We start from the raw sequence: 14,739 nt of genomic DNA, 5'->3' as shown, positions 1-14,739 counted from the left end.
ATGCTCGCATTCAGTCCATATATCAGTTCTTTCATCGATCAGATTATCGTAAGCGTTCCTTATTTTAAGCCCGAACTGACATTGATCGTCACTTTTATTGGTACTATCCTCGCTAGTCTTTTTATTGACAGACACTGGAAGAATACCTCTTTTGTCATCACCCTCGTTGGCTTATTGCTCAGTGGTTGTTACCTTGTGGGCCAGGGACTCAGTAAGGTCGAGGCAACAGGCTTCTTTGATATGATCCATATTGATGCATTTGCTGTAGCTGCACGTTTGATTATGCTGTTGTCGACAATGCTCATCTGTATCTTCATCCAACAACGCCAGCAAGACCGTCCCTTAGGCGACCTATACGCCGTGCTATTGACCGCAACCCTTGGCCTGAACCTGCTGACGATGACGAGTAACTGGCTGATGATCTTTATCGCTGTGGAGACTGTTTCGATCAGCTCCTATATTATGGTTGGCTATTTTTCTTCCACAAAGGTTCAATCGGAAGCTGCTTTAAAATATGTCCTGTTTGGATCCATTTGTGCCGCCGTTATGCTCTATGGCTTGTCTTTACTATACGGTTTCACGGGAAACCTGAATTTTGACGCACCAAGCCACATTGCCGGCTTGATGGAAGCACCTCAGATCATGATCAGCATTGCTTTATTATTTTTGCTGACAGGTATTGGTTTCAAATTAAGTTTTTTTCCCTTTCATGTCTGGAGCCCGGATGTTTATCAAGGTGCGCCAACAGTGATTACCACCTATCTTGCAACTGTACCCAAAATTGCGGTCGTTGTTCTTTTGTCCAAGATATTCTCCGCATGGCTCAATGTCTCCTTTTATTTCAGCGATTTTCTGACTTATGTGATTATTGCGATCGCCATCGCAACCATGCTGATTGGTAATTTAGCCGCTTTGCGTCAACAGGATGCCAAAAGGATGATGGCCTACTCTTCCATTGGGCATACGGGTATACTCCTTATGGCTGTATTGGTTTATCAAAATAAGGAATCAAATGTCCTATTATTTTACCTTTCCATATACGCCCTGATGAATATTGCTGTATTTATCTTTATTGATGCCTTGGAAGCTAGTTTAGGAAATACCACGATTGAATCTTATCGTGGCTTAGGAAAGCAATTTCCCTTATTGTTTACTTCCTTTTCGATTGTTTTAATCGCTTTGGTCGGTCTACCTCCTACTGCGGGTTTTGTTGGGAAACTTTTGGTCTTTTCCAAAGTATTCGAGCAATACCAAAACTTCCAATCCTTTAGTTTGCTGGCATTACTCCTAGTGGGTGCATTGACATCTGTCATCTCCCTATTTTATTATTTTAAGATACCACTGAATGCGTTTCTAAGGGAAAATACGGTATCTCCGGCGGTTAAATTCAATGTGCTACTCTTGTGTATTGGAATCTTATGTACCGTGGCCGTGTTGATCTTAGGTATCTTTCCCGATTTATTACTTTCGGCATTCTAGAAAACAGGAAACTTCTTTCATTTTAATAAGTTTATCGTCCAATTCATTCCCTTAATGTCTGCGTTGAATAGTAAGAATAACTCCATAATATATTTTATATTTGTAACATGATTAGTGCAATAGCAAATCCAATTTTTCAGCGTGCTATCCAGGATTACCACGTATACGATCAGATTGATCATCCAATCCAAAATCCGTATGACAAACAATCTCTGGAACATCTCCTCTATTTAAAATGCTGGATTGACACCGTGCAATGGCATATGGAAGATGTTGTGCGTAATCCCGCTATTGAACCTCAAGAAGGCTTATATTGGAAAAGACGTATCGATGAATCCAATCAGTACCGCACAGATACCGTCGAGTACATTGATAGTTATTTTCTGCAAAAATTTCAAGGTATACAGGCGAGTCCTACAGCAACGATCAATACTGAAAGTCCGGCATGGGCTATTGATAGACTTTCCATTCTGGCTTTAAAAATCTACCACATGGAACAGGAAACATTACGCAAAGATGCTTCCGAAACACACATCATTTCCTGCCAAGAAAAACTAAACGTTTTATTGGAACAACGAAAAGATTTATCCCAAAGTATTGATGAATTGATGACCGCCATCGCATCAGGTGATAAATACATGAAAGTCTATAAACAGATGAAAATGTATAACGATCCGGCATTGAACCCTGTCCTATATTCATCAGGAAAATAAAACATGTCCTTACCGCAACGGATCATAGTAACCCGATTTTCAGCTATGGGCGATGTTGCCATGGTCGCCTCAGTATTGAAAGAATTCTGCATTCAATACCCTGATGTAGAAATCATTATGGTCAGCCGGAAATTCTTTGCCCCATTTTTTGATGGAATAAAAGGTGTACGGTTTCACGCGATTGAACCCAAAACAATTCATAAAGGTTTTTTTGGATTAGTCAAGCTAAAAAAAGAACTGGCTCAATACGGCGCAGATGCTGTAGCGGACTTACATTTCAATTTACGCTCCCGCGTAGTCGATCTTTTATTTTCCTTATCGGGTGTAAAAGTAAAACAACTTGACAAAGGCAGGGCTGAAAAAAAAGCTTTAACCCGCGAAAACAACAAAATTAAAGTTCCTTTAAAGCTGACAGTGGAGCGCTATGCAGATGTATTTCGCGCATTGGGTTTCAAATTCGAACTCAGCAATAAATTGGTTCTTAATTTGCAGGATGTACCCAAAGCTGCATTTAGTATGTTTGCAAACTTCGATCGAAAGAAAATTGGCATTGTCCCATTTGCGCAACATCGTTATAAGATTTTTCCGCAAACCAAAATGGAAAATGTGATAGACATATTGACGCACAATGGCTATGATGTTTTGTTGTTTGGCGGTGGTGAACAGGAATTCCAGATTGCGCAAAACTGGACGGAGCGATTTCCCAACACCTATAATACCATAGGCAAGCTTTCGCTGCGGGAAGAACTGGATTTAATTTCAAATCTAGATCTCATGATCAGTATGGACTCTTCGGGACTTCATATGGCATCGTTGATGGGCGTAAGGTGTCTTTCTTTGTGGGGAGCAACGCATCCTTATGCTGGATTCACCGGTTACGGGCAGCAGCTAACAGATTGCATCCAAGTTGAACACCCCAACAGACCGAGTTCAGTGTACGGCAACAAGCCCTGTGATTGTGATGGGATAGAAGCAATTGATTTAATTACACCGGAAATGGTGATTGAAAAAATAAGAGCAATAGGATGAAGATAGGGTTAATAACCATTCGATACGGATTGGATATCACCGGTGGGGCCGAATTCCATTGTAGAATGCTAGCTGAACGATTATCAGCAAAGCATGACGTGACTGTATTAACCACCACTATCAAGTTTTTAAATAAACCAGCGGAAGATTTCACTCCGGGCCTAGAAATTATACAGGGAATACCTGTGACAAGGTTCGTGACCGATAAAAATTTGCGTTCCGAAAAGAAAAGTAAAATCGCCCGGAAGATACGCCGATTGATCTATCGCTGGAGGTTAGCAAAGCCTATTTTCTCCTTATTTCCTGTTTGGAAATTCAAAGTTGATGATGAATCAACCTATTTGGAAGGACATCCATTTTATTCGTCTTCATTACTTAACTATATTAGGGAATTCCAACACGATTTCGACAAATTCATTTTCTTTACTTACGAAAACCCACTAACCATATTGGGATCACTCCTTGTACCAGAGAAGTCTATTCTGATTCCCACTGCACATATGGAGAGCATGTTATTTAGAAGTATCAACACACTTTTATTTTCAAAAGTCAATCATATTGCCTTTAATACAGAAAGTGAAAAAGAAATGTGTTTAGAAATTTTCAGAAATTCGCTGGCAAAAAATACAATTGTTGGCATAGGCGTCAATCAAATAGATGACCTAGCAGCTGCAGCAGCCATCAGTTCCAAATATCAGATCAAATCACCATACTTACTTTATTGTGGTCGCATTACACCAGTGAAAATCAACAATTTTATGGCCTATTTTCTGAAATTAAAATCGGAAAAACAGATCGACTTGCAGCTTGTACTTACAGGAGAAAATACCATGGATGTTCAGCAAGATCCTGATATCATCTATACTGGTTTTGTAAGCGAGGAAGAAAAAAAAGCGCTAATGCTACAAAGCTTTGCCATTATTAATCCCTCACTCGCCGAGAGTTTATCACTATTGACATTAGAAGCGCTCCATTTAGGGAAACCAGTCATTGGTAACAAAAAGTGCGATGTCATGGTCGAACATGAACGCAAAAGTGGAGCTGTATTCTGTTATGATTCCTTCAACTCCCTAAGTTCCATTATCACATATTTGCAAGATACAAATACCGATAAGAACATCATTGCGGCAAAAGCTAAAGAATATGTTTCTAAATATTATAATTGGGATTTGGTATTAAGTAAATTCGAACACATTTTTAAAGAAAGCTAAACCGGGTCAAGCATGATAACAATTGGATTTGACGCTAAACGATATTTTCTCAATCGAACAGGCTTAGGCAATTATAGTCGGGACCTTGTCCGTATACTGGAACAATATTATCCGGATAATACTTATTTGAAATATACACCAAGATTGGACGATAATGATCTTTCGAAGAAGGCGCTTATCGAAGAAAAAATTCGTCTCCCCAAAAGCACATTTAACCGCGCTTTTCCCGCACTTTGGCGAAGCTTTGGAATAGCATCTGACCTGCTTAATGACGGTGTAGAACTCTTTCACGGGCTTACAGGAGAAATACCAAGGGGCTTAAAAGCCCGTGGAATTAAATCTGTTGTCACGATACATGATTTAATCTTCTTACGCTATCCCGAACTCTATAAACCCATCGATCGTTGGATATACAACAAGAAATTCCAATTAGCGGTTAATCACGCGGATAAAATTATTGCAATTAGTGAACAGACTAAATCAGATATCATCGATTACTATGCAATTCCCGAACATAAGATCGAGGTTATCTATCAGGGTTGCCATCCGGCTTTCAAGGTTCCAAAAAGTGACGACGAGCAGGACAAATTAAGGTTAAAATATAATTTACCCAAAGACTTTCTGTTAAATGTGGGTTCAATTGAAAAACGAAAAAATGTTTTACAAATTGTAAAAGCTATTCAGGATATCGATATCCCATTATTAATAATTGGTAAGAAAACGACCTATCTTGAGGAGATTAACAGATATATCGTAGCCAACAAATTGGAAAGCAAAGTCATTATAAAACAAGGGTTTACTATTGAAGAACTATCAACTATTTATGCGATGGCATCAATTTTTATATACCCTTCTATCTTTGAAGGCTTTGGTATCCCTATCATCGAAGCCTTATATGCTGGTACTCCTGTCATTACAACCAATTCGGGCGTATTTCCAGAAGCTGGTGGACCATCGTCTTGTTATGTCGACCCTTCAAATGTAGACGAAATAAATCTAGCGATCAAACGTATTCTGAGCGACTCCCAAACCAGTGCAAGGATGATTTCACAAGGACGTCACTATGTGCAAAAATTTAATGATGAAAAAATTGCATCAGAACTCATAAACTGTTATCAGTCCTTATTGTAATTTAGGCTGAACGGTATGCGTAAAATATTTATCCAAGACTTTTAATGCGATTATATCCTCTATTTTTTTATTTTTAAACTGAGCAATATATTCGTGTGCATATTTTACGATCCTCCTAGCCGCATGATCATCTGCCATAAAATACCGTAATTTTTCCTCCAAATCAGAATAATCATCTTTAATACAAATAAAATGAACATCTGGAATTAGGCGTCCTTCCATAAACCAAGTCTCATATTTCGGCATAGGCATGACCGCAATAGAATTAGAGGACATAATCCACTTCAAATTTGTCGCAACATCGTTTCCCTCAAGCGCCAAAATAAATTTATAATCAAGGTGCCCTGCGATGGATAAATAATCCTTATCGGAAGATCGATTAGCCTTTTTGATATTGCACAATGGATGATCATAATACAATTGGTAGAATCGACTTCGATGAATCTGTCCAAAACCGCTCCTTCCGACCAACATATCTATTTTTTTATCAAAAGACACGTCGTCCTGAAGAAAATTAAAATGTCTTGCTTTATCCAAATTTAAGACTATTGCATTGCTATTATTACCATGAATAGGTCGGCTCTTGAGTAAAGTCGGATGTGAGGGAATATGAATGATATCACCGGGCAAAATACTGAACCGCAATTTGGGGTTAAAAAACCTTAAATATTCCTTACTGTCGAAATAATAAACGCGTATGCGTTCTGGTACGCGATATTTGCCTATTTCCATGGCGTCCTGATCTAAAGGCTCAAGCCGTTCCAACTTATTGTAATAATTTACCCTATCATCAATATATTTGGCATTTTTGCGATAATAAGTGCTATCTAAACGCTTTGTCAGTTGGGCTTGAAAAAGACTATCAGGAACTAGCTCCCTAAGAATTGCTTTAATATAATAGTAAATCTTATTATTTTTATTTCGCAAAAAGATTCTTTTGAAATTCATCGATGTGCAATGCTTTTTCCTCAAAAATAAGTAAAAATAACTCTCCCTTAAAATAAATAAGCCTAAAAGTCTGTATCAGGTTTTACAACAGGAATACGCAGTTGTAGTTTCTTCCAATGGTTAGATTTGTCTTTATAAATCATGAGTTTACCTAATTTATACTTAAATTTCAGTAATCCTTTATAATCATCTTCAATGCAGCGATACGCTACATTCGGATTTTCTTTCAGAACTTCATTAATCGCTAATGTATAAACTGTTGGGCCTGTCATCGCATGTACATCATGTGGAAATCGATTCTGTTCAATATTATCCACAATCAGCTCCATCGTTCTTTTTAAAAAAGGATGTCCTTTATCAAAGATAAGTGCCCATTGTGCATACAGGCTCCTATTGTTCTCATGCGTTATTACCGCAACGTCATCGCTATTTAGATATTTATCGATGGAGACTAACAAATCACTATCTAAATCTATATAAATACCACCATATATATATAAAACAGCATAGCGAAAAAAATCTGCTTTGGCGGCCCCTATCTGAAGACGATGATAAGCTTTATTAATGCGCTCATCAAAATGTTCAGCAAAGAAGTCACTCACCCGTTGATCATCATAGAACTCATACGAATAATCCTTATTCTTTTTTAAAAATGAGCGAATATAGAGCTTCGTAAGCCAAGGAATCTTATTATCCTTAAATGTTTGAAATATATTTTTTGGAATTCCCATGATAATGAATAACTATAGGAAACTAGAAAGTCCGTCAGCACAGGATGTCAGCTTTTCTAATTTTGTCTTTTCTAATAAATGATCGTTTTGTGGTAGTGCTTTTCTAGACGCCTCCTTATGATATAAGTGATACCCAATTGCAGCAAACTTGATTAGTTGCCCTTTGAGTCCATAATTGAATAAACGTTCCACAAATTCACTGTCTTCCCGGCCCCAGCCTTCAAAAAGATTATTAAAACCATTCACTGCACGAACATCGCGCATGTAGAAGGACATATTACAAGAGCGTACTTTGCTTCTTTTATGTGCTAGGTTTTTCGCAGTCCATCGTGCTAAAAGAAGATTACGAAAACTACTTATTCTCTTTTCAAACCGACCAGATTCGAATCCCGCCTGAAACATATTCGGATACCTTAGTTGATTCGACTCAGTTAACAATTTAGCTGTTAATGCTTGATTCAGTAAAACCCTTCCACCTTGGATAAAATGTCCGACTTTGGCGAGTTTTAGATGGTCTTCAATAAAATTTGGTGCCATAAGGATATCACCGTCGACAAGTACAACATAGGGTGATTTTACTTGGGCTAGCGCTTGATTTCGAATACGTGCAACGCGAAAACCACAATCGTCCTGCCAAACATGGCTGATTGGAATTTCAGAAACCTGCTCATAACGATGGACAAGCTGTCTTGTTCGATCATCAGAACCGTCATCTGCAACAATAACTTGACTCGGCAAAACTGTTTGATTTAATGCAGACAATAGCACCAATTCCAATGCATCGGGCCTATTATACGTTGTAATAATTATTGAAGTTTCCAAAAAATAGCTATAAAACCGTAAGTGCTAATCAGATGATTTCAGGTATTTATCAATACCGTTATCACAATAGGTCAAATTTAGCTTTTTTGTTTTTGCAAACAAACAATTGTTGTTGCCTAAATTCTCTTTTGCATTTATCGCATGCCAGATGTGAAACACAATGCCGCCGAATTTTAAGAATCGTTTTTTGATGTTGATATTTAGAAGTCTAGCGACAAATTCTTTATCTTCCGGCCCCCAGCCCTTAAAGTCTTCATTATAGCCATTCACACGAATGGCATCTTCTCTCCAATAGGCCATATTGGCACCATGAATCTCCCAACGCTCGTTGCCTTTGTTTTTATAATTAAATTCAAAATATTTCCATAACAACTGAAAACGAAAAGCACTGAATAAGTTCGAAACTCCTTTATCGAATCTATTTACCTTTGTATCACGCTTCGTCAATTTTTTCTCGGAAAATTCCCGATCAAGGTAAATACGGCTGGCGCGTACCACCGATCCTTTTCGCGCAAACTTTCGATGATCTCGAATAAAATAGGGATGCAAAATTAAATCACCATCAATTTGGACAATATAATCGGATGAGGCTTTAGCAATGGCTTTATTTCTGATTTTCGCCAACTGAAACCCCTCATCTTCATGCCATACATGAATAAAAGGAATATTAAACTTACTTTTATATTCTGCCACAACTCGCTCTGTCTCCTTTCCAGACCCGTCATCAGCGATAAGGATTTCATCAGGAAGAACCTTCTGAAGCAATACACTTTCCAAGCATAATGCCAACGCCTCCGGCCAGTTATAAGTAGATATTATTAGAGAGATTTTCATTTATTCATCTATTGTTAAAAACAGCGTCCAAGACTTCATACTCTTTCTTTACGGTATGATTATTTCTCATATATTCAATGGCCTGATTCGATTTTATCTTATAAAATTCATCCTCCTGGAGCAATTCAATAATATGAGAAGCAAAAGCCTGTTCATCTAACGATATAAGACATCCATTATCTGATTTATTAAACAATCCATCGACACCACGTTGATTGGTTACAACCGGAATGCCAAAAGATAATGCTTCCAAAACCTTTATTTTGATTCCTGTCCCTGAAAGCATTGGACAGATCGCAACTTTAGCTTGCTCATAATATGCTGCAAGATCATCCACCAATCCATGTTTTATAACATTTTTCACGGTTGGAATATGTGCACAAATCTTTCCAATCACATGCAGTTCAACATGTGCAAGTAGCGGAAATACTTGTTCTAAAAACCACTTTATACTCGACACATTGTGTGGATTATCACTCGCCACATAAATTAAGTCTATCTTCTTTTCGCGTTCTAGAATAACAGGAGATGGCATTGAAACCGGAATTAATCGTACAAATTTATCTGCAAACTGTTCAAAAATATATTTTTCCTCAATTGAAAATGTCCATATCTCATTAAAAGAGGTCATCATAGACAACTCAGCTCCAAACATTTTACCCAATTGACGCATTGAAAAGTTTTCCTTTTCCTTTGTCTTATTTTGCAGCGTCAGAAAATCATGCGAATCTAAAATTGTATAAGATCCTATCAAATTCTTTACCAAACTACCAAATTCAACATAACTAATAATAACGTAATCATACTTATGATCGCTTAAAATCTTTTCAAATCTTCTTTGAAATGATGGCGAAACACGATCAATCAAATTGGAGTGGAAGATATTTTTAATCTCTTTTTGTAATTTATCACGAAAGAAATAACTAATCCTATTTTTTTTGGAAGATTTAAAAGGTAAAATAATCAGGTTAATATTTGGAAATTCGGATTGAAAAATAGCTTCATCACCTGTTCTCCAATTAATTGAGGATACAAAATCGATCTCAAAATTTGCACTTATCGTATTAAAATAAGTTAACAATTGCTTACACCTAGTCAAATTGCCTGCTTTCGAACTGTTAGGATTTTCAGGCATAAAGTATAATATTCTCTTTCTCTTTATTGTTTGCATTTATTCTTATTGAATAGGTAAAAAGCAGCATTTGCTTTTATAATAAATAATACGAATTATTCTCGGAAAATGCCACATTCTATTTGAATTTTTCTTTGCCGGACTAACTAAATCTCGCCTTCGCCCCGAAAATGCTTTGTGACGGTCTCCACTAAATTTAACCACCCTTTAGCCATATTTTCAAAACTGTACACCTCCATTGCCAAGTTGCCCTGAACGCCAAATCTCGAACGTAGCGAAGAGTCCATGATCAATTGTTCGAGGTACAGGGCCATCTCACGGTCGTCCAATGCTAAAAAACCATTCTGATTATGTTTGATCAATTCATTTACCCCGGAACAAGTGGAAAAGCCAATACTTGGCAGGCCTATTGACATGGCTTCTGCTAAGGCTAATCCAAACCCCTCATATTTGCTGGGGAAAATAAAAATATCCGCATCCCGCATCCTTATCAGAGGATCCTCGGTGAATCCACGCAGAAAAACCCGTTCAGCCAATCCAAGATCACAAATTTGTGTATTCAATCGATCAAAGTCTGGACCTGTCCCCCAAAACTCCAAATCCCAATTGGGATATTTGTTTGCCAGGCCAGCAAAAATTGCAATGGCAACATGCTGCTGCTTACATTCTGTATCCAAACGCCCAAGATGAATAATCTTATATCTTTCCTTGATACGGTCATGCCTAACTAAATCGCGGGAATCTACCTGCTGGATTGGATTGGCAATAACGTCGCATTGTCCCGAAAAATTAGACGGTAGAAAATCCCGATAGCTATCAAATAAGATCTGAACACCATTCAGATGATCGAAACTAGCCGTTAACAAATCAACCATATATGCTTTTCTCCCGCCTAGAACATTGGTATAATCGTAATCAGGTCTTCCATTCACCGAATCTATAATGGGGATTGACAGTGTATTTCCATAAGTAATCTCCAGAAGTGAGCCAATGGACATGGTAATAATCAAATCCGGCTTTAGTCCGTCGATATAATCTTTCCATAAAATCGCCCGCTTTCGCAAATTAAATTGAAATAATTTAGCTTCCCCTCCCATCCGTTGCTTCAATCGGCGGTTATACCACTTGCTGTATTTTTTGCGGGCCTTGTATTTCAACCATAAAAGTGGATTCGTCCCCTTATAGTTATAAATAGGAAGCTCGAGCTTTTGCTCCAAATTAGCGTCAAAGATATTCGTCACTTTCACCGACTTATGCAGCGGAAAAACTGGGGAGCCTTTTATGTTTTCATTGGTTGCAATCTCCACTACATATCCATTTGTACTCAGTATGTTCGCTAACGTAGAACATATCTTTTCCGTGCCTCCTATTCCATTTAAAAAATACAAATGTTGTATTAGTAAAATCTTCATACGTCGAGATACTTATTTCTGATCCTTTGACGGACTTTTCTTCTTAGGCCAGCAATTGGAATAAACCTCACCCAAAATAAGCCTCGCTTCAATTTTTCAGCTCTCCTTTTACAATAATCTACGTAAAACGTATCAAAATCCCTATGATCTCGAGCTTCTACAAAATAGCTAAAAGGCACCGTTAATATTTCTTTATCAGCTTTGGTAAGATGTGGGCTTACATATTCTTGCATAAAATTTTGCAATAACTTAAACAGCTCTTCCTTCTCAAGATCATTAAATGCCATTTTTAAATAGCGAAACTCAAAAGGTTCATGTTCGATAAATAGCGCTAGTTTTAAGGCTTTTGAAGCAAAAAGATCATGTTCCTTATAAAACTCCTTCAATAGTTCTAACCATATTGGGATCTGTTTCAATAAGCGATCCGTCTGCCGATTAATTTGCGTATGATTTTGATTCTCGTGCTGTCTATAAAAATATACTGCGCCCGGATTGAATCCGATCTTATCGGTCATCAAAAAGAGACGATGTGAAAACAAGCCATCCTCGCAGGGCTGAATTCCTTCAGGAAAACGGATATTGGGATAAGTGTCCAATAAGGTCTTTTTGGTCAGCAAACCGCATGTCGGTACAGCAGTCAAACGTGGCGCCCGGGAACAATAAGGCTCCCCCAAAATCAGCAAATCAAAATTTTGCTGTTTAGCAATCGCTAAAGAAGCTGACAAAAAGGTGCGTTCAATAGTATCATCAGAATCTAAAAAATAGACATATTCTCCGCTCGCATGAATGAGGCCGTTATTTCGAGCGACAGAAACGCCCGAATTTTCCTGGTCAAAAAAATAAATGCGAGCATCCAATGATGCATACTTCCGACAGATTTCAGCCGAAGAATCACTGCTACCATCATTAACGAGTATGATTTCGAAATCTTGTAATTCCTGATCAAGCACACTTTGGATCGTCTCGTCTAAATATTTTTCGACATTGTATACCGGTATAACTACCGAAACAGCAACCGGACGAGGACAATCCATACAACCATTTTTTACCATCATTAATCTTTAATATACAAAAATAGTAACAGAAATGATATATTAAATGCTGAAATCATTTTAATGATTTCTCGATCCTGTCTTTATTCAATGTAAATTCCCGGTATCTGAACTCACCAGATTTATTACCGATCATTGCTCCCATTTTAATTAAAGATTCGTTGCTGCCCATTGGAAAAATTGAACTTCTATAGGCATTATTTTTCAACAGCGGCTTCGGTAATACTTTGAAATTTAATCCATCTTTGGAATACCCAACGTACAATAGTTCCGCGGTATATCGTTTCACATCACCCACAGCAACACAGAGAAAATAATAACCATCGGCAAATGTGGCCTGAATATGCCATGGTGAATTCACTCGTCCCTCCTTTAACCAGGGTCTATTTAGAAAATTTATGATTTTGCTTTCTTTAAACCCTGTAAAATTAATGCCATCGGTAGATGTTCTACGAACAACATAAGAAGGGTCTTTACCTTTAAAATTTTTCGAATTAAAATTCAGCTCAATTTCATAACTCAAAAACTCCTTCCCGTCATGAATAAACGAAGGGGACAATAGATGATCATCTTTGGGCGTAAACGGAGGGTTGCTGGTAAAGGCGACATTCAAATTCGACCACTTTATACCATCTGTAGAGGTTTGTTGTACAATGGTGCGATGTGCATTTTGTTTCAATCGATCAAAATTGGTATTACTTAACACACATTTGCCTTTCAAAGCCTGCGCAGTGATAAAACTACCCCTATAGTAAAGATAAAACTGATTATTTAAGTAGATCCAATCCACATCTGACCAGAAACCCTGAATCGGATCAACCTTGTTTTCACCGAAACTTTCTGTCGGAAAGGGAGCATTGATAATTGGATTGCTCAATCCCGGAGGATTTACCCAATCAAGACCATCATTGGATACAACAACACTTGGATTTTCAAATTTCTTTGAGTTTTGATTCGTTCCAACTGCGCCAAAATAAGGCGTGAAAACCATCCAATACTTGTATCCATTCAGCTTATTTGGAAAATAGAGAACATCCGGATGACAATAGCTTGCATTTGCACCCGAGATATCTATAAAATCATTGGCATTTTTTAGGCCTTTAAAATTAGCGTCAGCAACAGTATGTATATTGACCAAACCTTCATCACTATCAAAAGTAACTGAATCAATGGGTTCAACAGTCCAAATAGGAGCTTCAACATCCTGCGCAAAAAAGTCCTCTGGACGGTGGCAAGCCACGAGAATAATACTTCCATAGAGAAGTATCAAAAAATTACGAATCATAAGTAAATATCAAACGGTAGAAACAAAAAAATGCGACTTGGCTAACGATGTTTTTCAATAAATAAAATAAGCTGACGGCAAATAGCTGGATAAAACAAATTATTGTTTTTCGCTGCGAAATTAGCATAATTTTATCAAAGTAAAACAACGATTTTGTTTTTTAAATCACCAAGACAACAAAGACCCAAAATCAATCTAAAAAATTCGTTATCAAGACTTTCATTTTGCCGTTATAGGCACTAAAAAAACCACAATGCTTTAGCTTTGACACGATATTAAACGTATCACTTGAGGTAAAAAAACTATTCATAATGTAATATACTTTTCAAAACTTACTGTATTATTATTTGTATTCATACGCAAGCCTGCTCATTGCGCAAACACAATGAACCGGAACAACAAGCGTTATTATCTATATTGGTATTAAGAATCAAAAATTTTAATCATGGACAACAGTAAAAAACTTTATATCATCCGACATGCAAAAGCCGAAACTATTCCGGGCATAAACGACTTTGATCGTGCGCTTACATCCGACGGTATACAACAGGCCAAACAAGTTGCGGCTAAGTTATCCGCAAAATTGACCCTAGATGAAAACAGTATGGTGATCAGTTCGCCAGCCAATCGCGCACTCCAAACAACGCGTATTTTTCTAGACGTCATGGGCTCCTCTTCTTTTGATATTCAAATTGAAGAAACAATTTATGAATGTACGTACAAGCATATGCTGTCCATCATCAATGCCATCCCCGATCATGTCAATCATGTCCTGCTCTTTGGGCACAATCCCACGTTGACTGATCTGGTGGAATACCTGACCCGAAAAGCAGCCTACTTACGCACCTCATCTTGTGCAGAGATAAGACTTGATGGCGGCTTCACCTTTCATATGCTCAGTGGCAATTGTGCCGATCTTGTGCAAATAATTGATTAAAATTCTATTCAAAGAACAAACTT

At 37.6% G+C, this 14,739-nt stretch carries 14 protein-coding genes; 6 read left to right on the top strand and 8 right to left on the bottom strand.

The features are described from left to right. From B2O97_RS17770 to B2O97_RS17750, 5 genes are all read left to right on the top strand, one after another. Entirely contained in the window at positions 1 to 1,479 is a 1,479-nt protein-coding gene (locus B2O97_RS17770) for an NADH-quinone oxidoreductase subunit N (protein ID WP_286767791.1), read from the top strand. Between the two features lie 107 nt (positions 1,480 to 1,586). After that, positions 1,587 to 2,192, top strand: a complete 606-nt coding sequence (locus B2O97_RS17765; protein ID WP_159333421.1) for a DUF4254 domain-containing protein — start codon at positions 1,587 to 1,589, stop codon at positions 2,190 to 2,192. Positions 2,193 to 2,195: 3 nt separating this feature from the next. Then, positions 2,196 to 3,221 carry a glycosyltransferase family 9 protein gene (locus B2O97_RS17760; RefSeq protein ID WP_286767790.1) on the top strand — a complete coding sequence of 342 codons (1,026 nt, stop codon included), beginning with the start codon at positions 2,196 to 2,198 and terminating at the stop codon, positions 3,219 to 3,221. Next, positions 3,218 to 4,432 (top strand): glycosyltransferase family 4 protein, encoded by a 1,215-nt coding sequence (locus tag B2O97_RS17755; RefSeq protein ID WP_159333423.1) that lies wholly within the window; start codon positions 3,218 to 3,220, stop codon positions 4,430 to 4,432. Before B2O97_RS17760 ends, B2O97_RS17755 begins: the two co-directional genes overlap by 4 nt. 12 nt (positions 4,433 to 4,444) lie before the next feature. Then, on the top strand, positions 4,445 to 5,563 hold the full coding sequence (locus tag B2O97_RS17750; RefSeq protein ID WP_236560289.1) for a glycosyltransferase family 4 protein: 1,119 nt from the start codon (positions 4,445 to 4,447) through the stop codon (positions 5,561 to 5,563). On the opposite strand, the gene B2O97_RS17745 is transcribed toward B2O97_RS17750, so the two are convergent. From B2O97_RS17745 to B2O97_RS17710, 8 genes are all read right to left on the bottom strand, one after another. Continuing rightward, positions 5,555 to 6,511: a glycosyl transferase family 90 gene (locus B2O97_RS17745; protein ID WP_286767789.1), complete on the bottom strand. Its 957-nt coding sequence runs from the start codon at positions 6,509 to 6,511 to the stop codon at positions 5,555 to 5,557. The two genes, B2O97_RS17750 and B2O97_RS17745, sit on opposite strands and share 9 nt — an antisense overlap. 62 nt (positions 6,512 to 6,573) lie before the next feature. Beyond that, a complete protein-coding gene (locus tag B2O97_RS17740; protein ID WP_070561253.1) occupies positions 6,574 to 7,242 on the bottom strand; it encodes a glycosyltransferase family 32 protein in 669 nt (222 codons plus the stop codon). Between the two features lie 12 nt (positions 7,243 to 7,254). Next, the gene (locus B2O97_RS17735; protein WP_070561254.1) at positions 7,255 to 8,064 is read right to left on the bottom strand and encodes a glycosyltransferase family 2 protein; all 810 of its coding nucleotides are present in this window, start codon (positions 8,062 to 8,064) and stop codon (positions 7,255 to 7,257) included. A gap of 24 nt (positions 8,065 to 8,088) precedes the next feature. Next, complete coding sequence (locus B2O97_RS17730) at positions 8,089 to 8,898, bottom strand: glycosyltransferase family 2 protein (protein ID WP_083295763.1); 810 nt, start codon at positions 8,896 to 8,898, stop codon at positions 8,089 to 8,091. Between the two features lie 4 nt (positions 8,899 to 8,902). After that, complete coding sequence (locus B2O97_RS17725; RefSeq protein WP_159333425.1) at positions 8,903 to 10,069, bottom strand: glycosyltransferase; 1,167 nt, start codon at positions 10,067 to 10,069, stop codon at positions 8,903 to 8,905. 107 nt (positions 10,070 to 10,176) lie between these two features. Further along, entirely contained in the window at positions 10,177 to 11,442 is a 1,266-nt protein-coding gene (locus tag B2O97_RS17720) for a glycosyltransferase (protein ID WP_159333426.1), read from the bottom strand. After that, positions 11,439 to 12,476, bottom strand: a complete 1,038-nt coding sequence (locus B2O97_RS17715) for a glycosyltransferase family 2 protein (RefSeq protein WP_159333427.1) — start codon at positions 12,474 to 12,476, stop codon at positions 11,439 to 11,441. The genes B2O97_RS17720 and B2O97_RS17715 overlap by 4 nt, the downstream gene beginning before the upstream one ends. A 73-nt stretch (positions 12,477 to 12,549) precedes the next feature. Beyond that, positions 12,550 to 13,779 carry a hypothetical protein gene (locus B2O97_RS17710; protein ID WP_112374878.1) on the bottom strand — a complete coding sequence of 410 codons (1,230 nt, stop codon included), beginning with the start codon at positions 13,777 to 13,779 and terminating at the stop codon, positions 12,550 to 12,552. Between the two features lie 445 nt (positions 13,780 to 14,224). Here B2O97_RS17710 and B2O97_RS17705 point away from each other — a divergent pair, with 445 nt between their 5' ends. After that, positions 14,225 to 14,716, top strand: a complete 492-nt coding sequence (locus B2O97_RS17705) for a SixA phosphatase family protein (protein WP_070561258.1) — start codon at positions 14,225 to 14,227, stop codon at positions 14,714 to 14,716. Positions 14,717 to 14,739 lie beyond the last annotated feature (23 nt).

Source organism: Sphingobacterium sp. UBA865, assembly GCF_002295765.1.
Taxonomy (GTDB): domain Bacteria; phylum Bacteroidota; class Bacteroidia; order Sphingobacteriales; family Sphingobacteriaceae; genus Sphingobacterium; species Sphingobacterium multivorum.
The sequence above is the reverse complement of the archived record's forward strand: the minus strand, read 5'-3'. Positions and strand labels throughout refer to the sequence as shown.